Consider the following 23,761-nt stretch of genomic DNA (forward strand, 5'->3'; position numbering starts at 1 on the left):
TTGTGCAGTTTCACTTGATGAATCATGCCGATATCCACGCTTCTTGCCATTGGGAACGCGGCGTATTGTAAAGCGCCTTTCGATAAACCCTGCCAAGGATTCCCCATGTCCCTCGCCCGTGGTTACGCCGCCCATTCCCATACCGCTCCGCTGGTCCCCTATGAGTTCGAACGCCGTGCGGTCGGTCCCGACGATGTGCGCATCGAGATCCTCTACAGCGGCATCTGCCACTCCGACCTGCACCAGGCCCGCGATGACTGGGGTGGCTCGATCTACCCGATGGTGCCGGGCCACGAGATCATCGGCCGCGTCACCGAGGTCGGCAGCAACGTTACCCGCTTCAAGGTCGGCGACCACGCCGGCGTGGGTTGCATGGTCGACTCCTGCCGCCACTGCGACGCCTGCCAGCACGACCTGGAGCAGTACTGCGCCGAGGGCGCGACCTGGACCTACAACGGCCGTGAACGCGAAAGCGGCGCACCGACCTACGGCGGCTATTCCGACCACGTGGTGGTAGAGCAGCGCTTCGTGGTGAAGGTCTCCGATACCCTCGACCTGAAGGCGGCCGCACCGCTGCTGTGCGCCGGCATTACCACGTGGTCGCCGCTGCGCCATTGGAAGGTCGGCCCGGGCCAGAAGGTCGGCGTGATCGGCCTCGGCGGCCTCGGCCACATGGGCGTGAAGTTCGCCAAGGCGCTCGGCGCGCACGTGGTGATGATCACCACCACCCCGGAAAAGGGCGCCGATGCCAAGCGCCTGGGCGCCGATGAGGTGCTGGTCTCGCGCGATGCGGCGCAGATGAAGGCGCACGCCGGCAGCTTCGACTTCCTGCTCAATACCATCCCGGTCAGCCATGACACCAATCCGTACATGGGCCTGCTCAAGCGCGAAGCCACCATGTGCCTGGTGGGCGTGCTGACCGAACTGGACCCGCCGCTGACCGGCGGCAGCGTGATCTTCGGCCGCAAGCACCTGACCGGCTCGGCGATCGGCGGCATGGCCGAAACCCAGGAAATGATGGACTTCTGTGCCGAGCACGGCATCGTCAGCGATGTGGAGATGATCGACATCAGGAACGTCAACGAAGCCTGGGAGCGCATGGCGAAGAACGATGTGCGCTACCGCTTCGTGATCGACATGGCGACGTTGAAGAACGCGGCCTGAGCCAAGACGGATCTGGAAATGAAAAACCCCGGCAATGCCGGGGTTTTTCTTTTGGGTAATGCCGGCCGCTGGCCGGCAACCCCGCATGACGGTCAGTACGCGAACTCGCGGAACACCGGATCGACGTCACCATGCCAGCGGCCATGGAACAGCGCCAGCTTGCGCTCGGCCGGGGTCAGGCCGGATTCGACGATCTCCTGCAGCACGTCCAGGAACTTGCTCTCGTCCTGGCCATCGGCATTGCGCGCCGCACGGCGCTTGAGGCCTTCCACGGAAATCCTGACCGCTTCCCGGGCCAGGTCGCGCACCGTGCCGTTGCGGAACGGCAGGTTCATTGCATGCTTCGGCACGCCGTCACGCAGCGCATGGCGCTCGGCCAGGGTGAAGTCACGCACCAGGTCCCAGGCAGCGTCCAGCGCAGTGTCGTCGTACAGCAGGCCCACCCAGAACGCCGGCAGCGCACACAGGCGGCTCCACGGGCCACCATCGGCGCCGCGCATTTCCAGGTACTTCTTCAGGCGCACTTCCGGGAACGCGGTGGTCATGTGGTCCGACCAGTCGCGCAGGGTCGGCAACGCGCCCGGCAGCACCGGCAGCTTGCCCTGCATGAAGTCGCGGAAACTCTGCCCGCTGGCGTCGTGGTAGGTGCCGTCGCGATAGGAGAAGTACATCGGCACGTCGAGCAGGTAATCGACATAGCGCTCGTAGCCGAATCCATCCTCGAACACGAAGTCGAGCATGCCGGTGCGGTCGGCGTCGGTGTCGGTCCAGATGTGCGAGCGATAGCTCAGGTAGCCGTTCGGCTTGCCTTCGGTGAACGGCGAATCGGCGAACAGCGCGGTGGCGATCGGCTGCAGCGCCAGCGACACGCGGAACTTCTTCACCATGTCCGCTTCGGTGGCGTAGTCCAGGTTCACCTGCACCGTGCAGGTGCGGGTCATCATGTCCAGGCCCAGCGAACCGACCTTGGGCATGTACGAACGCATGATCTTGTAGCGGCCCTTCGGCATCCACGGCATTTCATCGCGCTTCCACTTCGGCTGGAAGCCCATGCCGAGGAAGCCCAGCTGCAGTTCGCCGGCCACCTGCGCCACTTCGTTGAGGTGGGTGCCGGTCTCCACGCAGGTCTGGTGGATGGTCTCCAGCGCCGCACCGGACAGCTCCAGCTGGCCGGCCGGTTCCAGCGTCACCGAGGCCCCATCGCGCAGCAGGGCGATGGTGCGGCCATTCTCCTGTACCGGCTCCCAGCCGAAGCGGACCAGGCCGTTGAGCAGTGCTTCGATGCCGCGCTCCCCCTCGAAGGTCGGCGGGCGCAGGTCATCCAGGCGGAACCCGAACTTCTCGTGCTCGGTGCCGATGCGCCACTGCGCGCGGGGCTTCTCGCCGGAGGCGATCACCTCCACCAGCTGCGAGCGGTCGGTAATGGGGGTATCGGCGACGTGGCTGGGGCTCGACAAGGGGAAGGCTCGCTGGACGGTGGCGGGGGATGTGGGGCTCGCGGCCTTCCATCGCAAGGGCGCACTATAGCGTGGCACCTCGTTGCGTCATGCGACGGTGACGGGTTTCAGCATCCTACCGACGCCCTCTTGACCCTCGTACACTCAACGTCATGAGCCGCCATTCACGACACCCCGAACTGCACCGCTCCGAGCGCGTCGGCTGGCTGCGTGCCGCCGTGCTGGGCGCCAATGATGGCATCGTCTCGGTGGCCGGCCTGGTGGTGGGCGTGGCCGCCGGCGGCGCCTCCGCTACCACCATCCTCGCCACCGGCGTGGCCGGCACCGTGGCCGGCGCGATGTCGATGGCCGCCGGCGAGTACGTCTCGGTACAGACCCAGGCCGACACCGAAGACGCAGACCTGGCAATGGAAAAGCGCGAGCTGCGCGAAAATCCGCACAGCGAGCTGGAGGAGCTGGCCGCGATCTATCGCCACCGCGGCCTGGAGCCTGCGCTGGCACGGCAGGTGGCCGAACAGCTCACCGCCCATGATGCGCTGGGTGCCCACGCCCGCGACGAACTGGGCATCACCGATACCCTGCGCGCCCGCCCGCTGCAGGCAGCGTTGGCCTCGGCCGGTGCGTTCACCTGCGGCGCGGCGCTGCCGGTGCTGACCGCCCTGCTCGCGCCGGCCGACAGGGTCGCACTGATGACCACGGCCAGTACCCTGCTCGGCCTGTGCCTGACCGGCGCAGTGGCGGCCGGGGCCGGCGGCGCACCGCCGGTTCGCGGCGCGATCCGGGTGATGTTCTGGGGCGCATTGGCGATGGCCGCGGCGGCCGGCGTCGGTCGCCTGTTCGGTGCCCACGTGTCATGACCGCCATGCTGCCACCGGCCACCGCACTGCTGGCCGAGATGGCCAGCCTGGCCGGCTGCGCACGCGCCGAAGGTTATGCGTGCATCACCGCTCGGCGCGAACATGGCGCCAGCTCGGTGGAGATTCCACAACCACAGTTCGCGATCCTGCTGGAAGGCCGCAAGCAGGTGCGTACCGCGCACCAGTCGCTGGAGTTCATCCCCGGCGACATCCTGCTGCTGACCCAGCGCTGCCGCATCGATGTGGTCAACACCCCCGACCCACGCAGTGGCCGCTACCTCAGCGCCATCGTGCCGCTGTGTGCCGAAGTGCTGGCGGCCGCACGTACGCTGTGGAGCGGGGAGCTTCCCGCCGCCGGTCATGCGATGGCGCGACTGCCGTTGATCGATCATGGCGTGGTGCTGCGCCAGTGGCGGCAATCGCTGCAGGACGGCCGTTACAGCGAAGCGCGGCTGGCCCTGGCCTCGTTGGTACTGACCCTGTGCCGGCAGGGCCACGGCAACCTGCTGCTGCCGCAGGCGCCGAGCCTGGGCGAACAGATCCGCGACCGCATCGCCGCCGAGCCGGCTCGCGACTGGCAATCGCGTGATGTGGAAGCGCTGTTCGCGCTGAGCGGCGCGACCCTGCGCCGTCGGCTCGCCGCCGAGGACACCAGCCTGCGCCAGCTGCTCACCGAGGCCCGGCTGGCGCATGGCATGCAGTTGCTCTACACCACCGACCTGCCGCTGAAGACCGTAGCCGCACGCGCGGGCTACCGGTCTGCGGCCAGTTTCAGCAAGCGCTTCGCCGAGCAGTACGGGCTGGCTCCCACAGACATTTGAGGGGGGGCGGCAGGGCTTGCAGCCCTGCACCTGCAGAGGCAACGGCAGAAGCAACAGCAACACCGGGCTATCCGTGGGATGGCAGGGCGGTGCCGGAGTGCGGGGACGCCGCAAGTACGTCCCTGTAGGCTTGGCAGCCGCATCCATGCGGCTGACACCCCGCACTCCGACACCGCCCCACCTTCGACAGGTTCACTCGGCTGTTGGTAGGTGTCGACCTTGGTCGACACATCTGTCAGATATCGAATGAAACTCTGGGGTCAGATCCGTTTTCCTGCGGAAAACGGATCTGACCCCAAGAGCATCTCCAACAGTTCGCGGAAAACTGTCGAAGGCGGGGTGGGTCCGGTTGCGGGGGCGTGAGCGCCATGGATGGCGCGACCGAGCCTACAGGGACGTACTTGCGGCGTCCCCCGCAACCGGACCCGCCCCGCCATCCCACGGATAGCCCGCTGTTGCTGTTGCTGTTGCTGTTGCTGTTGCTGTTGCTGTTGCCTCTGCGGGTGCAGGGCGCAGCCCTGCCCCACCCTTCCCTGAGCATTCCACGTAGTGGTTTGAGCGCCGTGCACACGCCGGCCGCGGCACGCTATGCAGCAACGGAATCGCCCGTCGTCCACCGAGAACCGCCATGACCCTGCGTTACCTGCCCCTGCGCACCGCCCTGCTGCTGGCCCTGTCCGCCCTGCCACTGGCCGCGCTGGCCGAAGCCACCTCGCCCGCGCCCACCCAGCAGGTGCCCGGCGTCTACCACCAGCGCGTCGGTGCGCTGCAGGTCACCGCCCTGTTCGACGGCGTGGTCGCGCTGGGTCGGCAGGAAGTGGTCGACGTGCCGCCGACACTGGTCAGCCGCCTGTTGGAAGGCCGCTACGTGCCCGAAGACAAGAAGGGCCTGCAGACCGCGATCAACGCCTTCCTGGTGCGCCAGGGCAACCACCTGACCCTGGTCGATACCGGCACCGCGCAGTGCTTCGGCCCCGGCCTGGGCCAGGTGCTGGGCAACCTGCGCGCCTCCGGCGTGGACCCGGCCGAGGTGGACGAGGTGCTGCTGACCCACGCCCATCCGGACCACCTGTGCGGGGTGCTCGATGCGCAGGGCAAGCCGGCCTACCCGAATGCCACGGTGTGGCTGTCCAGGGCCGATGCCGACTACTGGCTCAACCCGGCCAGCGAGGCTTCTGCGCCGAAGGGTGTGCGCTTCGCCTTCCCGCTGGCGCGCAACGCGGTGGCGCCGTACCAGGCCAGTGGCCACCTGCGCACGTTCAACCCCGGCGATGCCCTGCCCGGCGGCGCGGTGGCGATGGACACCCATGGCCACACCCCCGGCCACGTCTCCTACCGGTTCGACAGCCAGGGCCAGTCACTGCTGGTGTGGGGCGACGTGCTGCACTTCCATGCGGTGCAGTTCGCGCACCCGGAGGCCTCGTTCGAGGCCGATTCGGACCGCAAGGCGGCCATCGCCAGCCGTCGCGGGCTGCTGCAGCAGGCCACCGCCAACGGCTGGTGGGTGGCCGGTGCGCACCTGCCGTTCCCGGGCCTGGGCCACGTCCGCAGCGAAGGCCAGGCCTACGCTTGGGTGCCGGCGGAGTATTCGCCGTTGAAATGACCTCGTGTAGCGCCGAGCCCATGCCCGGCTACCACGCGCAGCGTGCCGGGATTCCGCAGCCGAGCGTAGGCTCGGCTCTACAGGAAGGCAGGGAAGGCCCTATTCCAGCCCCAGCCAGCCGCCGATCACGGCGCGGGCTTCGTCCACGCCGGTACGGTCTTCGCCGGAGAACACCTGCACGCTGACGCTGTCACCGTAGGCCGATTGCAGCTCCTTGCGCACCTTCTGCAGGGACTGCATCTGCTGGCTGCGGCTGAGCTTGTCGGCCTTGGTCAGCAGGGCGTGCGCCGGCAGGCCGCGCTGCACGGCATAGGACAGCATCTGCCGGTCGTAGTCCTTCAGCGGATGACGGATGTCCATCACCACCACCAGCCCCTTCAGGGCCTCGCGGGTGCGGAAGTACTTGTCGATGAAGGCCTGCCAGTGCGCCTGCAGGTCCAGCGGCACCTTGGCGTAGCCGTAACCGGGCAGGTCGACCAGATGCGCCTCCGGGGTGACCTGGAAGAACACCAGCTGCTGGGTACGGCCGGGGGTCTTGGAGACACGCGCCAGGGCGTTCTGGCGGGTCAGCGCGTTGAGCGCACTGGACTTGCCGGCGTTGGAGCGGCCGGCGAAGGCCACTTCGGCCCCTTCGTCGGGCGGCAGCTGCCGCACGTTATGGGCCGAAAGGTGGTAACGGGCGCGTTCGATGAGCAATGACATGTGCCTAGGATCGCATGTTGCGGCGCCGCGCGCCCGTGCCGGCGGCCTTTGCGGGCATTTTGCTGCACTGCTGCGTTGACCGTGCGCGGAAACGGCGTTGATAATCCGAACGATGCCGGCGGCCACCGCCCGGCCCGGTCCATACGGAGCTTCAGCATGCGCCACGCTCGCGTTCTTGCCGTATCCGCCCTTGCCACTGCTGTAGTCGTTGCCGCTGCTGCGTTCGCGCAGACCACGTTGACCCCGCTGCCCGACAATGGGCCGATCAACACCGCCTCGCTGGAGGTGGATTTCAGCAAGACCCACTGGGGCGATGCCAAGGCCGGCCAGGCCAAGGCCTCGGCCTGCGCGGCCTGTCATGGCGTCGACGGCAATTCCACGGTGGAGATGTATCCGTCCATTGCCGGCCAGAGCGAGCGCTACGTGGCCCAGCAGATGGCCCTGATCGCCAACGGCCAGCGCAGTTCCGGCGCGGCAGTGGCGATGGTGCCGTTCGTGCAGAACCTCACCCCGCAGGACATGCGTGATATCGGCGCCTACTTCGCCACGCAGAAAGCCAACGCCGGCATCGCCGATGACACGGCGGTCACCGAGGGTCCCTACAAGGGCATGAAGTTCTACGAGATCGGCCAGCAGCTGTACCGCGGCGGCGATGCCAAGCGTGGCCTGCCGGCCTGCATGGCCTGCCATGGCCCCAGCGGTGCCGGCAATCCCGGCCCGGCCTATCCGCATCTCGGTGGCCAGCACGCCAGCTATGTCGCGCGCCGCCTGCAGGAGTACCAGGCCGGCCAGACCAACGAGACCGACAAGGCGCACTTCCAGATCATGGCCACGGTCGCGCAGAAGCTCAGCGAGCAGGAGGTGCAGGCGCTGTCGAGCTACCTGCAGGGCCTGCACAACAAGGCCGACGATGTGGCCACCACGGCCACGCCAGCACAACCGGCTGCCGCCCCCTGACCACCACTGGTCGGCCCGGGCCGCGACGTCGGCCCACGGCTGCGGTATGTTTCCTTCACGCCGGCGGCTGCGCCGGCGTTGCTTTTTTCAACGGAGATGCGTGTCGATGAGGTTGATTTCCCGCCTGCTGTTGTCCTTGCTGGTGCTGCTGCCGCTGGCAGCCTGCGCCGCCACTCCCGCCAATGCCCCGCTGGTCGAGGGCAAAGACTACGAGCGCATCGCCCAGCCGGGCCCGTTCCAGCCGCTGGCCGGCAAGATCGAGGTGGTCGAAGTCTTCGGCTACACCTGCCCGCACTGCGCCCATTTCGAACCGCAGCTGGAAGCCTGGGCGGCCAAGCTGCCGGCCGACGTGCGCTTCACCCCGGTCCCGGCGGCCTTCGGCGGTGCCTGGGATGCCTGGGCCCTGGCCTACTACGCCGCCGATGAAGTCGGCGTGGCCAAGCGCAGCCATGCCGCCGTGTTCAAGGCCCTGCACGAGCAGGGGTCGCTGCCGATGCAGAACGTCTCGGCCGATGAGCTCGCCACCTTCTACAAGGCCTACGGCGTGACCCCGGACCGCTACATCCAGGCCCTGCGCGGCGATGCCGTGCAGAAGAAGGTCGACGCCGCGCGCGCGTTCGCCCAGCGCACCAAGATTCCGGGCACCCCGGCCATCATCATCAACGGCCAGTACCTGGTGCGCGGCAACAGCTTCGACGACCAGCTGCGCATTGCCTCGGCGCTGATCGCGCAGGCGCGCGCCGCCCGCGGCCGCTGAACCAACACCCACCACCGACACGGCGTTGTCGCCGCCGCATGTCATCATTTCCCCTTGGCCGGCGCATGCCGCCGGCCCCACCTTTCCAGATGCTGGAGACGTTTCCATGAAGATCCGTTACGCCCTCGCCCTCGCAGCGCTGCTGCCGATCCTGGCCGCCTGCAAGGCCGACGACGGCAGCACCAACACCACCGCAGCCCCGGCCGAACCGGCAGCCACCCCGGCAGCCAGCACCGAACCGGCTGCTGCGCCGGCAGCGGGCAGCGAAGGCGCCGCGCCGGCTGCCGCTGAAGGCGAGAAGGCCCCGGCCGAAGCGGCGCCGGCCGCCGCACCGGCCCCGACCACCGCCGCACTGACCGGCCCGGCTCCGGTGGAAGGTGCCGACTACCAGGTGATCCCGAACGGCCAGCCGTTCCAGCCGGCCGCCGGCAAGATCGAAGTGACCGAGATCTTCGGCTACGTCTGCCCGGCCTGCGCCGCGTTCCAGCCGCTGGTCGGCCCGTGGAAGGCCGGCCTGCCCAGCGACGTGAACTTCGTCTACGTGCCGGCCATGTTCGGCGGCACCTGGGATGACTACGCGCGTGCCTTCTACGCCGCGCAGACCCTGGGCGTGCAGGAGAAGACCCACGAAGCGCTGTACGCCGCCATCCACTCGCAGAAGACCCTGAAGGGCGAGCGCGGCCGTGACTCGGTGGAAGACATCGCCAAGTTCTACGCCGCCTACGGCGTCGATCCGAAGCAGTTCGCGGCCACCATGGGCAGCTTCGCGGTGAATGCCAAGACCAACTCGGCCAAGCAGTTCGCCCAGCGCAGCCAGATCAGCGGCACCCCGTCGATCATCGTCAACGGCAAGTACCTGGTGAAGGGCAAGAGCTTCCCGGACATGCTGCGCATCGCCGATCACCTGATCGCCCGCGAACGCGGTGCGGCCCAGGCTCACTGATCCAAGAGAAGCATTTCCCGGCCGTGAATTCCCCCCGTACACGGACCCTGCGCTTGCTGACGGCCAACATCCAGGCCGGCTCAAGTACCCGCCGTTACAGCGACTATGTGACCCGCAGCTGGTCACATGCGCTGCCGGCGGGTCGCAAGCGCAGCAGCCTGGACGCGATCGCCACCTTGGCGCGCGAACATGACATCGTCGGCCTGCAGGAGGCCGACCCGGGCAGCCTGCGCTCGGGCTTCACCAACCAGACCCATTACCTGGCCCAGCGCGCCGGCTTCAACTACTGGAGCCACCAGCCAAACCGGCGCATGGGCGGGGTCGCCTCCAGCGCCAATGGCCTGCTGAGCAAGCTCGAACCGGTGGAAGTGCAGGACCACGCCCTGCCCGGCCGCATCGGCGGGCGCGGCGTGCTGCTGGCCAAGTTCGGCGACGGTACCGACGGCCTGGCGGTGGCGGTGGCGCATCTGTCATTGGGCGCGGGATCGCGGATGTCGCAGCTGGGCTTCATCGCCGAACTGCTGTCCGACCATCCCAACGCGGTGCTGATGGGCGACTTCAACTGCCTGGCAGAACGCCCGGAAATGCAGGTGCTGTACCAGAAGACCCGGCTGCAGCCGCCCGGCTGCATCGTGCCGACCTTCCCCAGCTGGCGCCCCGACCGCGCCATCGACCACATCCTGGTCAGCAGTGGCCTGCAGACCCGCACCGTGGAAGCCATACCGGCCGCGTTCTCCGATCACCTCGCCCTGGCGATGCAGATCGACGTCCCGGCCGACGCCCTGCGCTGAACCGCCCCCCTGGTAGGTGCGGACCGTTGGTCCGCACGCTTCGCGCCTGCCGCCGCCTGGCGCCCCCTAAATCAGGGCATGAACGACTTAATCCCCTCCGTCCCCTTTTTTCAGGCGGTGGCCGACGCCTTCAACCCCCGCGCAGTCATCGTGCTGCCCACCGAAGCCAGCACCGTGCAGCCGATCGCCAGCCACTGCAATCCATGCAGGTGCTCGTGCAGCAGCAGCATCGCCCACAGCGCGGCCACCGCCGGCTCCATGCTGATCAGGATGCCGAAGGTTTCCTTTGGCAGGCGCTTGAGCGCCATCATCTCCAGCGACATCGGGATCGCGCTGGAGACCAGCGCCACCAGCAGGCCGGCCGCCAGGATCTTCGGATCGAGCAGCGCGGCACCGGCATGCGCCACGCCCACCGGCACCACCACCAGCGAAGCCGCCAGCAGCCCCAGCGACACCGAATGCCCGGCGTGCAGGTGGCCGGCACGCTTGCCGAACACGATGTACAGGCCCCAGCACGCCGCTGCGCCCATGGCATACAGCACGCCGGCCGGATCCAGCGCCGGTCCACCGCCGATCGGCAGCAGCAGCAACAGCCCCACCGCCGCGCAGCCCACCCAGACGAAGTCGATGGGGCGTCGTGATGACAGCATCGCTACCGTCAGCGGCCCGGTGAACTCGATGGCCACCGCGATGCCGAAGGGAATCGTGCGCAGCGCCATGTAGAACAGCAGGTTCATCAGGCCCAGGGTGAGCCCGTAGCGCAGGATGGTGATCGCGTCCACGCGGCGGGTCTTCCAGCGCCATGGCCGCCAGAACATCAGCAGCAACAGTGCCGAGAAGCCCACGCGCAGCGCACTGGTGCCCTGTGCGCCGATCAGCGGGAACAGGTGTTTGGCGTAGGAAGTGCCGATGGCCAGCGAGGTGACCGAGCCGAGCACCGCCAGCGCCGGCAACATCGGCGCAAGTCGTGAGGTCTGCATGGGCAAAGTCTATTGCGCCGGCGCCGAGCACTTGGCTCAATTGACAGCCCGTTCGTGCAACTTCTGCTCGCCATGGCCACCGCCCCCGTGCTCGACAGCTTCGACCGCGCCATCCTCGACCTGCTGCAGCGGGACAACACCCTGCCGCAGCGCGAGATCGCCGAGGCCGTGCACCTGTCCACCCCGGCCGTGCAGCGACGCATCAAGCGGCTGCAGGACAGCGGCGTGATCGCGGCCAATGTGGCGGTGATCGATGCTGCAAAGATCGGCCGGCCGCTGACCATCATCGTCGAGGTGCGCGTGGTCAGCGAGCTGCGTGAACGCGTGGCGCCGTTCAAGCGCCGCGTGCAGGACGACCCGGCGGTGCAGCAGTGCTACTCGATCACCGGCGATGGCGATTTCCTGCTGCTGCTTTCGGCCGCGTCGATGGAGGAGTACGAAGCGATCACCGAGCGCCTGTTCGGTGGCGATGACAACATCGAGCGCTTCCGCACCTCGGTGGCACTGGGAACGTTGAAGCGCAGTTTCGAAGTGCCGCTGGCCCCGGTTCTGTAGCGCATGAGCCATGCTCGACTGCGCTTTGACCACAAAGTAACAGCCGCCGAGCGTGGCTCGGCGCTACAGTCGGAGACCATGAACACACCGCCCTCCCCCGCCCGTCGCCTGCGCCGCTGGCTGCTGCGCGGCCTGTGGCTGGCCATCGCGATCGTTGCCGCGATGGCGCTGTGGAACAGCCCATGGGCCGCTGCACCGAAACTGCTGTGGACACTCTCGCGGATGCCTCCGGCCACCGAGCTTCCGGTGCCGGTGGAAGGTGTGCGGCCCCGCCAGATCGCCGATACGTTCGGCGCTCCGCGCGGCCGTGACCGTTCCCACGCCGGCATCGACATCTTCGCCAGGCGCGGCACCCCGGTGCGCAGTGCCACCGCCGGCGTCGTCGTGGATGTCAGCGACCGCGGCCTCGGTGGCCGCCAGGTGTGGGTGATCGGGCCCGGGCGCGAGCGCTACTACTACGCCCATCTGGACGACTGGGCCGAGGGCCTGGCGCGCGGCCAGGTGGTCCAGGCCGGCGACCTTCTCGGCCACGTCGGCGACAGCGGCAACGCCAAGGGCACGCCGCCGCACCTGCACTGGGGCATCTACGGCACCGACGGTGCCCGCGATCCACTGCCGCTGCTGCGCTGAACGCCATGTGCTGCGTCGAGTCCTGCGTGAGCGCCTTCCGCGTTCATGGTTTGTAAATAGGAATAGTTCGTATTACTATTTCTTTCGTTTCCGGTGGTGCCAGGACGGCCTGCCCGCCCGTTTCCCACCCGTAGCGCCTCGCCTTCTGGATGCTGGCCGAGCGCGCGTGCTCGTCCAGGACCCCCATGAACCGTTCCGCCTTCCGTGTCCCGCAGCCGCAACGGCTGTCCGTTGCCGTGCTCGCTGCACTCTGCGCCGTGGCCCCGGCCGCCTTCGCCGACACCGCCGCCGACCCGACCACGCTCGACAAAGTGGTGGTCAAGGGCGAACGCGCCGAAGGCTATTCGGTGCGCCGCACCTCGGCCGGTACCCGCTTCGACCTGGCGCCGCGCGAGATCCCGCAGTCGCTCAGCATCATCAGCCACCAGCGCATCGAAGATCAGAACCTGGACGACATCATCGACGTGCTGGCCAACACCACCGGCGTCAGCAGCACCCAGTCCGACAGCGAGCGCACCGAGTTCTATTCGCGTGGCTTCTACATCGATAGCTACCAGTTCGATGGCCTGCCGACGCAGATGGTGCAGAACTGGAGCTACGGCGATTCCGGCCTGGACCTGGCGCTGTATGACCGCGTGGAAGTGGTGCGTGGCGCCACCGGCCTGCTGACCGGTGCCGGCAACCCGTCGGCGTCGGTGAACCTGGTGCGCAAGCACGCCGACAGCGCCGAACTGACCGGCAGCGTCTCGGTGAACGTCGGCAGCTGGGGCCGCACCCGCAGCACCGTGGACGTGACCACCCCGCTGAACAAGAGCGGTTCGGTGCGCGCCCGCGTGATCGGCAGCTACCTGGACACCGACGCGCAGATGGACCGCTACAACCAGCACAAGACGCTGGGCTACGCCGTCATCGACGCCGACCTGACCCCGGACACCCAGCTGAGCGTGGGCTACGACTACCAGCAGAAGCGCGCCAACGGCGCCACCTGGGGTGGTTTCCCGATGCTGTTCTCCGATGGAACCAGCACCGGCTACGACGAATCGTTCAATCCGAACCCGAGCTGGACCTACTGGGACACCACCAGCAAGCGCGCGTTCGCCACGTTGGAACACGCCTTCAACGATGACTGGAAAGTCCGCATCGGCGCCACCCACGACGAAACCAAGGCCGACGACAAGCTGTTCTACCCGGCCTACAACGACTGGGTCACCGGCGCTTCGTTCTTCGACAAGAACACCGGTGCCGGCATTTCGCCGTCGGCCGGCTTCTACAACACCGAACGCAAGGTCAATGCGGTGGACGGCTACTTCAGTGGCGCGTTCGAGCTGTTTGGCCTGAAGCACGAAGTGATGGGCGGCCTGAGCTACAACAAGCGCGAGTACGCCAACTACGGCGACTACCAGATCGGCGGCGCCGGCCTCGCCTGGGACCCCTTCTCCAGCTACCTGAACTGGAACGGCAACATCAGCGAACCGAACTGGAATCCGCTGGCCCTGGCCAGCGAAGGCGCCATCACCCAGAAGGCCGCCTATGCTGCAGCACGCCTGTCGCTGGCTGATCCGCTGAAGTTGATCGTGGGCGCGCGCTACACCGACTGGAAGAGCGAAGGCGAAGGCGCCGACCGTTCGCACAAAGTCACCACCCCGTATGCGGGCCTGGTGTTCGACATCAACGACACTTATTCCACCTATGCCTCGTACACCGAGATCTTCCAGCCGCAGATGCTGAAGGACCGCAACGGCAGCTACCTGGACCCGGTGGACGGCAAGAGCTACGAAGTGGGCGTGAAGGGTGCCTGGTTCGACAACCGACTGAATGCCTCGGTGGCGGTGTTCCGCATCGAGCAGGACAACGTCGGCCAGTCCACCGGCGAGCCGGTCATCGGCGGCACCGGCGGCGAAACGGCCTACGTGGCCGCGCGCGGCACCGTCAGCCGTGGCTTCGAGTTCGAAGTGAACGGCGAACTGACGCCCGGCTGGAACGCGACCTTCGGTGCTTCGCGCTACGTGGCCAAGGACATCAACGGCGCCGACATCAACACCAACCTGCCGCAGACCGCGCTGAAACTGTTCACCAGCTACACCCCGCAGTCGCTGCAGGCACTGACCGTCGGCGGCGGCGCCAACTGGCAGAACCGCATCTACTACGCGGTGCCGGCTTACGGCCGCATCGAACAGAGCGGCTACGCCCTGGTCAGCGCCTTCGTGCGTTACCGCCTGTCGCCGGAATGGAGCGTGCAGGCCAACCTCAACAATCTGCTGGACAAGAAGTACTACTCGCAGATCACCGGCTACGGTGCGTACGGCGATGGCCGCAATGGCTCACTGACGTTCACCTGGGCGTTCTGATCAGACGCGGGGTACGACCGCCCCGCACCTGTAGAGCCGAGCCCATGCTCGGCTCAGAGAATCAGCCGAGCGCGGACTCGGCGCTACATCCGCAAGGCAGCGCCGGAACTGACCGGCGCTGCCCCCCTCACATCAGAACCGCAGGTCCGCGCGCAGGTACCAGTAACGACCGCGCGGGATGTCGTAGGTCGAAGCGTCATACCCGTTCAACGAGCACGACAGGCAGATCGGCGGATCCTTGTCGAACACATTGTTCAGGCCCGCGGTCAGCTGCAGCCCCTTCATCCAGTCGATCTTGTAGCCCACCTGCATGTCGTGGAAGGTGGTGGCCGAGAGCGTGTTGGTGCCGTCGGCCTGGTTGCTGCACACCGGGAATGCCACGGCATCGCCGCAGTTCTCGGTCAGCTCGGAGATGTGCCGCACCGTCCAGTTCGCACTCCAGCGATCCATCGTCCAGGCGATGCTGGCGTTGCTGGTCCACTCCGGAATGGAGCTGTCGGCCACTTCCACGCCCGGCTTCTGCGGCTGCTTCTGCCCGGCCGCGCCGGTGGCTTCGTAACGACCGACGAACGTGTTCTTCCACGCCAGCTTGAACTGGCCGAAGGAGGTCTGCGGCAACGTCCAGAACAGGTCCACGTCCCAGCCGTCGGTCTTGATCGAGCCCAGATTGGTCAAGCGGTTGTTGAAGCTGCTGACCGCACCCGTGCTGGCGCGGGTGATGCCATCGCAGTACACCGGGTCGAGCGTGTCCACGCACAGGTCCAGCTGGGTCTGGGCGTTGATGGCCTGGATCGCACCATCGATGGCGTGGCGGTAGAAGGTCACTTCCACGTCGAAGCGCTCCGACCACGACGCGTTGTTGCCGAACCACGGGCTCCACACGAAGCCGGTGCTGAAGCTGCGCGAGCGCTCCGGTTCCAGATCACGATTGCCGCCGGTGGTCACCGAGATCTGCGAGTTGGCCTGCTGGAAGCCGGCCGGCACGCCCAGCGCGGCACAATTGGCGGCACTGCCACGCGGCGGCGTACCGCCCAGGCCCACCGAGCACGGATCGAACAGCTGCAGGTCGGCACGTGCGGCCGAGCCGTACAGTTCGCCAATGGACGGTGCGCGGAAACCCTCGGCGTACGTGGTGCGCAGCACGAAGTCATCGGTCACCTGCCAGCGCAGGCCGTACTTGGGCGTGAACTCGCCACCGAAAGTGGAGTAGTCCGAATAGCGGCCGGCCAGGCTCAGGTCCAGCTTCTTGCCGAACGAGGAGTCGGCGAAGATCGGCACGCTCAACTCCAGGTAGGCCTCGTTGACGTCGTAGGAACCGGAGGTCGGCTGCGACGGCACGCCGTTGTAGTGGCCGATCACCGTCAGCGGATCCGGCTGGTACCAGCCCTCGTACTTGCGGTACTCGAAACCGGTGGCGAAGGACACCGGGCCGGCCGGCAGCGAGAACAGCTCGCTGGACAGGTTGGCGGTGAACAGGCTCAGCTCGTTCTGGCTGCGGTCGTGCACCACCGGCTGGATCCACTTCAGCATGTCCGGGGTGATCGAACCGACGCCACCAAAGATGTTCAACGGCACGCAGCCCGGGGTTGCCGCGCACACCGCCGGGTCACCCAGCGCCATGTTGACGTTGTAGATGTTGTAGCTGCCGTAGTTGGTCTGTTCGGCCTTGTTCTTGCTGTACATGCCGTTGACGTCCCAATACCAGCTGCGGTCGGCGGCCTGGAAGTTGCCGACCAGGCCGGTGGCCACGTAGGTCGTGTTGACCTCCTGCTTGAACACGCGCGCGCCACCTTCCACCGGCCGGCGCCCGATCAGGCTCATGTTGTCGCCGGACACCAGATCGAAACCGAACGGGTTGTACGGGTTCAGGCGCGAGACCACGATGTTGTCGGCCAGCGGATTGCCGGTGGCGCCGTCAGGACCGAAGAACAGCGGCTCCGGACCGGCCTGGTTGGTCGACTCGCGGCGGTTGCCCAGCGCCTTGATGTACCACTGCACGTTGTCAGTGATGTCGAAGCGGAACTGGCCGAACAGGCCTTTGCGCTCGGACGGCGTGAGCACCATGTTGTATTCGGCGAAGTTGAAGCGGTCGGCGCTGGTGAAGCAGTGGTAGTCATCGCTGCGGTTGCAGCCGGCGCTGCCGTCATAGCGCGGGTTGGGCACGCCGCTGTTGGGCACGATGTCCTGCTCGGCACCGGTGTTGGGGTCGACGAAGGCGAAGCGGCCCTGTGGAATGCCGCCGCTGCCGAAGGCCAGGCCGGTGCCCGGAATCGGGAAGCGCGACTGCTCGCGATCCTTGGCGAATACCGGGTCCTGCTTGGTCCAGCTGGCGCCCAGGAACAGGCTGAAGCGGTCGCCGCTCTTGCCCCACGCCAGGTCCACGCCCTTCTGGGTGCCGTCGCCCTTGCTGTACTCACCATAGTTCAGGGTCACCTGCCCGCCATCGAAGTCGCGGCGGGTGATGATGTTGACCACGCCGGCGATGGCATCGGAGCCGTACAGCGACGACGCGCCGTCTTCCAGCACCTCGATGCGTTCGACGATGGCCAGCGGAATGGTGTTGAGGTCGGTGGCCGCACCGACGCCCGATGCGGACGACTCGTTGACCCAGCGGATGCCGTCAACCAGCACCAGCACACGCTTGGCACCCAGGTGGCGCAGATCGACCTGCGCCGAACCGGCACCCACGCCACTGCCATCGGGCGGGAAACCGAAGTTGCCGGATGAGTTGAACTTGGCGTTGAGCGCCGAACCGGAACCGGTGAGCTGCTGCAGCACTTCGCCGATCGAGGTCAGGCCGGTGCGTTCGATATCGCCGCGCGTCAGCGTCTGGATCGGCACCTGGCCCTCCACCTCAGCGCGCTTGATGCGGGTACCGGTGACTTCCACCGCATCCAGGTTGGTGGTGGATTGTGCAGCGGCACCCAACGGTGCCAGGGTCATCACGCACAGCGCGACGGCAACCGCCAAAGGGCGGTGGTGCAGGTGATTCATTCGCTCTCTCTCCAAAGGAATGTCGGGACATGGACTGCCGCACCCCCCTGCATGGCGGCAGCGTCTCCTTTGTAAACAAGCGGTAAAAATCACGGCGTGACGATCGACACTCTTTCACGCGGAATTGACGCAATTGACGGCCATTTGCGTCAAATGGGGGCCGTTTAGAACCGGACGGTACTGTTCAACGCCCTTCGCTGTGATGCCGGTGGCGACAGCGCGCGCCGAGATCCGCCACAGCTCATCAAGGGGCCTTGTCGATGCCAGCGCTAGTGACCGGGCGCGTCGACGCGCAGCCCATGCTGGCTGACAGCCAGCATGGGCTGCGCGCCATATCTTCATAGTCGGTGTCGTCGGCGGTCGCCAGATGCACCGGGGAGCGATGCTGCTGCGGCATCTGCTGCGCCTGCACCAGCGGTGCCAGATTGGGAGTGGCCACCAAGGAGGTGGCGCGCTGTGTCCCGTATCGCACGCCACGTTCCCCGGCAGGAAGCGCGGCCCGCCGATGGCAGACCGCCCGTTGCCGGACTCAACGCACGAAGGCGATGCGCTCCATACCGGTCGCCTCGGCCGCGGCCAGAATCCTCGCCATGCCTTCGTACTCGGCCGACGGATCGGTGGCGATGCGCAGCTCCGGCAGGTTGCCGACATTTTCGTCCACCTGCGCCTGCAGGCGCGCCTGCAGATCGCCGATGGCCATCGGCTGGCCATCCCAGCTCAGCTGGTTCGAGGCATCCAGGCGCAGCTCGATCGGAGGCGGCGGTTCGGGACGGTCGACCACCCGATCGGTGGCCTGCGGCAACTGCACCGCAATCGGCCGGGCCACGATGGGCGCGGTCACAATGAAGATGATCAACAGCACCAGCATCACATCCACCAGTGGCGTGACATTGATGTCCGCCAGCGGGCCGCTTCTTCCTGCGCTACTGAACGCCATGTGCCGCTCCCTGCAGCCGGGCCGTTCGCCCAAGGCCGACGTTACGACGCCTGCGACCCCGTGCGGCAGGGGCCTGCGCGGATTCATTCAGCTGTCGTTGCCGCCGCCGGGCGTGCACGCAATGCGAAACTGAATTCAGCCACTGCCCGCTATGCTGCATGCCATGACCCGACGCACTTCGACCGCCCTGTCCCTGCTGCCCTTGGCCACCACGCTGCTGATCGGCTGCGCCAATGCCCAGTCCCTCGATGCCCAGAACGCGCAGCTGAAAGCCGCGATCGCAGCCGCCGAACGCGGCCAGTACGATCCTGGCCAGGCCGCTGCGCTCAGCCGCCATCCGGCCTATGGCTGGCTGGAGTACGCCAACCTGCGGCGCAACATCGACACCGTCGATACCGCGCAGGCCCAGGCCTTCCTCAAGCGCTACGACGGCCAGGCCGTGGCCACCACCTTCCGCAGCGTGTGGCTGCCCTCGCTCGCACGCCGCCAGGACTGGCCGACCCTGCTGGCCAACTGGGCGCCCACCGACAACACCGGCCTGCGCTGTGCGCAGCTGACCGCGCGCCAGGTGACGGGCAAGGTCGATCCGCTGTGGATCAGTGAAGCGCAGGACCTGTGGCGCAAGAACGGCAAGTCGCTGCCGGACGGCTGTGATGCCGTTTTTGCCGTACTGCAGGCACAAGGCGGCCTGAGCGACGCCCTGCGCTGGGAACGCATCGATGCCGCCGCCGATGCCCAGCAACCGGCGGTGATGCGCAGCGCCGCACGCGGCCTGCCCGCCGCCGACCTGGCGCTGGCGAACAATTACGCCGCCTTTGTCGACAAGCCCAACGCCAGCGCGTTGAACTGGCCGCGTAACGAGCGCAGCCGGCGCATCGCCACCGATGGCCTGGCCAAGCTGGCCAAGGCCGACCCCGGCGCCACCGAGCAGCAGCTGCCGCAGTACGCCCAGGCGCTCGGCCTGAGTGCCGACCAGCAGGGCCAGGTGCTGTACCAGATCGCGCTGTGGACGGTGGCCTCCTACCTGCCCGATTCGGCACGCCGCCTCAACGCGGTGCCGGAGTCGGCCTATGACGAACGCCTGCACGAGTGGCGCGTGCGCGAAGCGATGTCGCGCGGCGACTGGCCGGCGGCGCTGACCGCGATCCGCAAGATGGGCAGCAAGCAGCGCAGCGACCCGCGCTGGCGCTACTTCGAAGGCCGCATGCTGGAGAAGACCGGCCAGGCCCAGCAGGCGCAGCCGCTGTTCCGCGAAGCCGCACGCGCACCGACCTTCCACGGTTTCCTTGCCGCCGACAAGCTGCAGCAGGGCTATACCCTGTGCCCGTGGAAGCCGAACGACAGCGCGCAGGCACAGGCAGCGGTCGCGCGCGACCCGGCCATCCAGCGCGCGATGGCGCTGTACCAGATCGACCGCGCCGGTTGGGCCGTGGCCGAATGGAACAGCGCGCTGTCGCGCTTCGACGACACCCAGCGCCGCCTCGCCGTGCGCGTGGCGCAGGACAACGGCTGGTTCGACCGCGCCGTGTTCGCGCTCGGCAAGCAGCCGCAGGAACAGCGCCTGTACGACCTGCGCTTCCCGCTGCACCACGACGCCACCATCCGCCGCGAATCGGCTCGCAACGCGATCGACCCGGCCTGGGTGGCCGCGGAGATCCGCGCCGAGAGCACGTTCACCCCGCGCGCGCGCTCGCCTGCCAACGCCATGGGCCTGATGCAGGTGCTGCCGGCCACCGGTGCCAGCGTCGCCAAGTCGATCGGCCTGACCGGCTACGGCGGCGCCGACAGCCTGTACGACCCGGACACCAACATCGCCATCGGCACCGCCTACCTGCGCCAGCTGATGAACAAGTACGACGGCCTGCCGTACGTGACCATCGCCGCCTACAACGCGGGGCCAACGCCGACAGCACGCTGGCAGAGCCAACGCCCGGGCTTCGATCCGGATCTGTGGATCGAGACCATCAGCTACAAGGAAACCCGCGAGTACGTCGCCCGCGTGCTGGCCTTCAGCGTGATCTACGACTGGCGCCTCAATGGTGATGCGCTGCCGCTGAGCGACCGCCTGATGGGCCGCCTGGTGGACAAGCGCAAGAAATTCAGCTGCGCGGCCGACGCTGAGCAGGGCGGCGATTGATCGCACTGCGGTCGTGCCGGCTTCTGGCTGGCACGACCTGGTAGCCATTTCCCGGGGAGGGGAACGCAATGAGCCTGTTGGCCTGGATCGGGATATTCGCCGCCTGGAGCCTGTTCGCCACCTGGGTACTGCGCTGGGGTGGCGCGGCCTGGATGGAAGGCTGGAAGTCGCTGGCCTTCGTCGACAGCTGGGGCAGCCTGTGGGACGAAGCCCAGATCAAGCTGTACGTCCTCTGCCTGTGGATCGTCTACGGCCTATGGTTCCTGGCCGGCCTGTTCGTGCCGGAGTGGCGCGGCCTGCCGTGAGGCCTCAGCATCGGTCGTGCCGGAACATCTGCGCCAGCCATGCGATCATCGCCCCATGAAGATCTATCTTGTCGGCGGCGCCGTACGCGACCGCCTGCTGCAGCGCCCTGCCGGCGACCGCGACTGGGTGGTGGTCGGCGCCACGCCCGCGCAGATGGAAGCACAGGGCTACACCGCAGTCGGCCGTGATTTCCCGGTGTTCCTGCACCCGAAGACCGGTGAGGAATACGCGCTGGCGCGCACCGAGCGCAAATCCGGCCGCGGCTATCGCGGCTTTGTGGTCGATGCCGATCCGGCGGTGACGCTGGAAGAAGACCTGCAGCGCCGCGACTTCACCATCAATGCGATTGCCTGCGACGAAGACACCGGCACGCTGGTCGATCCCTATGGCGGTGTCCGTGACCTGGAACAGCGCGTGCTGCGCCATGTCGGGCCGGCCTTCGTCGAGGATCCGCTGCGCGTGCTGCGCGCGGCGCGCTTCATGGCCCGTTTTGCACCACTGGGCTTCAGCGTCGCCGAAGAGACCATGGCACTGATGCGCGAGGTCGCCGCCAGCGGTGAACTGGACGCACTGGTGCCGGAACGCGTCTGGCAGGAACTGCGCAAGGCGCTGGTCAGTGAACGGCCCTCCGCCTTCCTGCGCACGCTGCACGATGCGCAGGCACTGGGCCCGATCCTGCCCGAACTGGAAGCACTGTACGGCGTACCGCAGCGTGCCGAATTCCACCCGGAAGTCGACACCGGCATCCACCAGGAAATGGTCAGCGACATGGCCGCGAAGCTCGCCCCCGGCGATGACCTGGTCGGCTTCGCTGCCCTCACCCACGATCTCGGCAAGGGCCTGACCCCGCCGGAGGAATGGCCGCGCCACATCATGCACGAGCAGCGCGGCATCAAGCCGTTGAAGGCACTGTGTGCGCGTTTGAAGATTCCAGCCGAGCACCAGCAGCTGGCTGAAGCGGTGTGCCGCGAGCACTTGAACGTGCACCGCATCGACGAACTGCGCGATGCCACCGTGCTGGAACTACTGGGCCGCTGTGATGCGCTGCGTCGGCCGGAGCGCGTGGCGCGCATCGCACTGTGCTGCGAAGCCGACAAGCGCGGCCGGCTCGGCTTCGAGGACGCCGACTACCCGCAGGGCGAAACGCTCAAGCGCCTGCACCAGGCGGCGCTGTCAGTGCAGGCACGTGATCTGGATACCACGCACCTGAAGGGGCCGGCCATTGGCGAGGCGCTGGCCAAGGCGCGGGTGAAAGCCATCGCCGCCGCCCGCTGAAGCACCTGGTGATGCCGGCTGCTGGCCGGCACCGATCGCCCGTCTATCGACGACGCTTACGCGAGAAGTGGTCGACAGCATGAGCACCCAACAAGATGGGTTGCATCAAGAGGAACAGCCATCCACCCAATCGGAGCGTCTCCACCGGATTGAACCGGGTGATGAACGCAGCTACCAGTGCCAAACCCGCAACAAGGCCGATCTCATAGACCCACAGCGATCGGTTAGAACGCCTGCCCACGATGCTCCTCTCCATTGAACAGGACGCACTTGCAAGCCATCGCCGCCGTCCGGCACCACGGGTAGTGCCGGCCGCTGGCCGGCAACCAGACAATCGCGGGATCAGTGCGCCATCCCACGGGTGATCGCCGCCGCACGCTGCTTCAGCTGGGCCACGGCATCGGGAATCATCTCCATGCCCACGTCCAGGCCCGGGTTCAGCACCAGGCCGACGCCGTCGCCGATACCGGCCAGCAGCGCGTGCACCGCGATCGGCATGGCATGCGCAAACTGCGGCAGCTGCTCGTGCCACAGGCCCGCGCGCTCGGGGGCAGTGAACACCGCGAACATCGGCTCACCGCTCTCGCTGGTCAGCACCAGCGGCGAGATGCTCTCGTCCCAGGCGCCATCTTCGCCGATGGCCTTGTCCAGCAGCACGAACGCCGTCGAGGTCAGCAGGCCGTCGAGGAACTGCGCTGCGGTCAGCGTACCGTCCTGGGCCTGCAGCAGGCGCACCTCGAGGTCGTTGAGGGGTTCGAACGGGGTGTCGTGGTCCATGGTCGGTTCCGGTACGTGGTTGCAGGCTGCAACTTTAACAGGCCGGGAGTGAGGCACGGCAGCGTATCGGCAGGGGCTTCAGCGGCCGATGAGACTTTCTGCGGGAATGCCCAGGTTGCGGTGAAGCTTCCGGATCATTTCAAGAGTCAGACCGCGCTTGCGATTCAACACTTCATAGACACGGTTGAGCTGGCCGATGGAGGGCACCAGATCCTTCACGGTCAGACCGCCCTGCTCCATGCGGAAGCGGATTGCATCGATAGGATCTGGCGGCTCGATCGGGTAGTGCTTCGCTTCGTAGGCTTCAACCAGCGTTACGAGAATTTCAAATCGATCGCCATCCTCGCTGCCCAGCTCCGGCTCGTTGTCGACATAGAACGAAATCTCGCGCAGCGCGTTTTCGTAGTCGCTTTCCGTACGGATGGGATGGATGTTCATAGAAGCTCCACAGTGTCGGCATCGATCCGGTCGTACTCGGCGTGGGTGCCAATGAACTTGATGTAGACCACTTGAAACCTGTAACCCACAGCGACGATGAGCCGTAGCTGTTGCCCTTTATGTTGAACACCACATGACTGTTGGCCACGAAACTTGCGCTTGCGTAACGTTGGCGTACGTCATGCGGTGTGTCCCAGACGGCGTGCCTCACTTCGTCATACCAGGACCTCAGCGCTGCTTCCGAATCAGGGTGACGTTCCCAGAATCGTTTCAGCGTCGCCAAAGCAACCACTTTCATTCGGACATCCTAGTCCCAATATGGGACATAAGCA

Annotated in this window: 23 protein-coding genes and 1 pseudogene; 14 read left to right on the top strand and 10 right to left on the bottom strand. The window is 67.0% G+C overall.

All coding sequences use genetic code 11. From position 1 onward, the window contains the following. Positions 1-105: 105 nt before the first annotated feature. Positions 106-1,164, top strand: a complete 1,059-nt coding sequence (locus tag AB839_RS12450) for an NAD(P)-dependent alcohol dehydrogenase (protein ID WP_061479602.1) — start codon at positions 106-108, stop codon at positions 1,162-1,164. 92 nt (positions 1,165-1,256) lie between these two features. Here AB839_RS12450 and AB839_RS12455 read toward each other — a convergent pair whose 3' ends face one another. Beyond that, the gene (locus AB839_RS12455; protein WP_061479603.1) at positions 1,257-2,621 is read right to left on the bottom strand and encodes a glutamate--cysteine ligase; all 1,365 of its coding nucleotides are present in this window, start codon (positions 2,619-2,621) and stop codon (positions 1,257-1,259) included. A gap of 152 nt (positions 2,622-2,773) precedes the next feature. On the opposite strand from AB839_RS12455, the gene AB839_RS12460 reads away from it, so the two are divergent. The 3 genes from AB839_RS12460 to AB839_RS12470 all read left to right on the top strand — a co-directional run bounded on the left by AB839_RS12460 (position 2,774) and on the right by AB839_RS12470 (position 5,902). Continuing rightward, the gene (locus AB839_RS12460; RefSeq protein WP_061479604.1) at positions 2,774-3,478 is read left to right on the top strand and encodes a VIT family protein; all 705 of its coding nucleotides are present in this window, start codon (positions 2,774-2,776) and stop codon (positions 3,476-3,478) included. Further along, entirely contained in the window at positions 3,475-4,299 is an 825-nt protein-coding gene (locus tag AB839_RS12465; RefSeq protein ID WP_061479605.1) for an AraC family transcriptional regulator, read from the top strand. The genes AB839_RS12460 and AB839_RS12465 overlap by 4 nt, the downstream gene beginning before the upstream one ends. A gap of 628 nt (positions 4,300-4,927) precedes the next feature. Next, positions 4,928-5,902, top strand: a complete 975-nt coding sequence (locus AB839_RS12470) for an MBL fold metallo-hydrolase (RefSeq protein WP_061479606.1) — start codon at positions 4,928-4,930, stop codon at positions 5,900-5,902. 99 nt (positions 5,903-6,001) lie between these two features. Here AB839_RS12470 and yihA read toward each other — a convergent pair whose 3' ends face one another. Continuing rightward, positions 6,002-6,604, bottom strand: coding sequence for a ribosome biogenesis GTP-binding protein YihA/YsxC (gene yihA, locus AB839_RS12475; protein ID WP_049414655.1), 603 nt, complete (start codon positions 6,602-6,604; stop codon positions 6,002-6,004). 156 nt (positions 6,605-6,760) lie between these two features. Here yihA and AB839_RS12480 point away from each other — a divergent pair, with 156 nt between their 5' ends. The 4 genes from AB839_RS12480 (at position 6,761) to AB839_RS12495 (ending at position 10,052) form a co-directional block, all read left to right on the top strand. Next, on the top strand, positions 6,761-7,561 hold the full coding sequence (locus AB839_RS12480; RefSeq protein WP_049414654.1) for a c-type cytochrome: 801 nt from the start codon (positions 6,761-6,763) through the stop codon (positions 7,559-7,561). 106 nt (positions 7,562-7,667) lie between these two features. Continuing rightward, positions 7,668-8,318, top strand: a complete 651-nt coding sequence (locus AB839_RS12485) for a thiol:disulfide interchange protein DsbA/DsbL (protein WP_061479607.1) — start codon at positions 7,668-7,670, stop codon at positions 8,316-8,318. 106 nt (positions 8,319-8,424) lie between these two features. Further along, on the top strand, positions 8,425-9,261 hold the full coding sequence (locus AB839_RS12490; protein ID WP_061479608.1) for a thiol:disulfide interchange protein DsbA/DsbL: 837 nt from the start codon (positions 8,425-8,427) through the stop codon (positions 9,259-9,261). A 23-nt stretch (positions 9,262-9,284) separates the two neighbouring features. Next, positions 9,285-10,052 carry an endonuclease/exonuclease/phosphatase family protein gene (locus tag AB839_RS12495; RefSeq protein ID WP_061479609.1) on the top strand — a complete coding sequence of 256 codons (768 nt, stop codon included), beginning with the start codon at positions 9,285-9,287 and terminating at the stop codon, positions 10,050-10,052. Positions 10,053-10,162: 110 nt separating this feature from the next. Here AB839_RS12495 and AB839_RS12500 read toward each other — a convergent pair whose 3' ends face one another. Then, positions 10,163-11,032 (bottom strand): EamA family transporter, encoded by an 870-nt coding sequence (locus AB839_RS12500; protein WP_061479610.1) that lies wholly within the window; start codon positions 11,030-11,032, stop codon positions 10,163-10,165. Positions 11,033-11,104: 72 nt separating this feature from the next. Here AB839_RS12500 and AB839_RS12505 point away from each other — a divergent pair, with 72 nt between their 5' ends. The 3 genes from AB839_RS12505 (at position 11,105) to fhuE (ending at position 14,565) form a co-directional block, all read left to right on the top strand. Further along, entirely contained in the window at positions 11,105-11,587 is a 483-nt protein-coding gene (locus AB839_RS12505; protein ID WP_061479611.1) for an Lrp/AsnC family transcriptional regulator, read from the top strand. A gap of 78 nt (positions 11,588-11,665) precedes the next feature. After that, the gene (locus AB839_RS12510) at positions 11,666-12,217 is read left to right on the top strand and encodes a M23 family metallopeptidase (protein WP_061479612.1); all 552 of its coding nucleotides are present in this window, start codon (positions 11,666-11,668) and stop codon (positions 12,215-12,217) included. A gap of 185 nt (positions 12,218-12,402) precedes the next feature. Beyond that, positions 12,403-14,565, top strand: coding sequence for a ferric-rhodotorulic acid/ferric-coprogen receptor FhuE (fhuE, locus tag AB839_RS12515; protein WP_061479613.1), 2,163 nt, complete (start codon positions 12,403-12,405; stop codon positions 14,563-14,565). A gap of 132 nt (positions 14,566-14,697) precedes the next feature. Here fhuE and AB839_RS12520 read toward each other — a convergent pair whose 3' ends face one another. The 3 genes from AB839_RS12520 to AB839_RS12530 form a co-directional block, all read right to left on the bottom strand. Beyond that, on the bottom strand, positions 14,698-17,559 hold the full coding sequence (locus AB839_RS12520) for a TonB-dependent receptor (RefSeq protein ID WP_061479614.1): 2,862 nt from the start codon (positions 17,557-17,559) through the stop codon (positions 14,698-14,700). A gap of 244 nt (positions 17,560-17,803) precedes the next feature. Beyond that, positions 17,804-17,998 (bottom strand): hypothetical protein, encoded by a 195-nt coding sequence (locus tag AB839_RS12525; RefSeq protein WP_241776778.1) that lies wholly within the window; start codon positions 17,996-17,998, stop codon positions 17,804-17,806. A 90-nt stretch (positions 17,999-18,088) separates the two neighbouring features. Next, a complete protein-coding gene (locus tag AB839_RS12530; RefSeq protein ID WP_061479615.1) occupies positions 18,089-18,496 on the bottom strand; it encodes a biopolymer transporter ExbD in 408 nt (135 codons plus the stop codon). Between the two features lie 151 nt (positions 18,497-18,647). Here AB839_RS12530 and AB839_RS12535 point away from each other — a divergent pair, with 151 nt between their 5' ends. The 3 genes from AB839_RS12535 (at position 18,648) to AB839_RS12545 (ending at position 22,214) form a co-directional block, all read left to right on the top strand. Continuing rightward, positions 18,648-20,633 (top strand): transglycosylase SLT domain-containing protein, encoded by a 1,986-nt coding sequence (locus tag AB839_RS12535; RefSeq protein WP_061479616.1) that lies wholly within the window; start codon positions 18,648-18,650, stop codon positions 20,631-20,633. A 68-nt stretch (positions 20,634-20,701) separates the two neighbouring features. Further along, a complete protein-coding gene (locus tag AB839_RS12540) occupies positions 20,702-20,938 on the top strand; it encodes a hypothetical protein (protein ID WP_019338423.1) in 237 nt (78 codons plus the stop codon). 55 nt (positions 20,939-20,993) lie between these two features. Further along, positions 20,994-22,214, top strand: coding sequence for a multifunctional CCA addition/repair protein (locus AB839_RS12545; protein WP_061479617.1), 1,221 nt, complete (start codon positions 20,994-20,996; stop codon positions 22,212-22,214). Between the two features lie 342 nt (positions 22,215-22,556). On the opposite strand, the gene AB839_RS12550 is transcribed toward AB839_RS12545, so the two are convergent. The 4 genes and pseudogenes from AB839_RS12550 to AB839_RS21940 form a co-directional block, all read right to left on the bottom strand. Further along, entirely contained in the window at positions 22,557-22,991 is a 435-nt protein-coding gene (locus AB839_RS12550) for an SseB family protein (protein WP_005419309.1), read from the bottom strand. A gap of 78 nt (positions 22,992-23,069) precedes the next feature. Continuing rightward, positions 23,070-23,429, bottom strand: a complete 360-nt coding sequence (locus AB839_RS12555; protein WP_061479618.1) for a hypothetical protein — start codon at positions 23,427-23,429, stop codon at positions 23,070-23,072. Further along, positions 23,426-23,518 carry a type II toxin-antitoxin system HigB family toxin gene (locus AB839_RS21935; protein ID WP_241776779.1) on the bottom strand — a complete coding sequence of 31 codons (93 nt, stop codon included), beginning with the start codon at positions 23,516-23,518 and terminating at the stop codon, positions 23,426-23,428. Before AB839_RS21935 ends, AB839_RS12555 begins: the two co-directional genes overlap by 4 nt. Positions 23,519-23,592: 74 nt before the next feature. Then, a pseudogene (locus AB839_RS21940) lies at positions 23,593-23,727 on the bottom strand (type II toxin-antitoxin system HigB family toxin); the annotation flags it as partial. Positions 23,728-23,761 lie beyond the last annotated feature (34 nt).

The organism is Stenotrophomonas sp. DDT-1, assembly GCF_001580555.1.
Lineage (GTDB): Bacteria > Pseudomonadota > Gammaproteobacteria > Xanthomonadales > Xanthomonadaceae > Stenotrophomonas > Stenotrophomonas sepilia.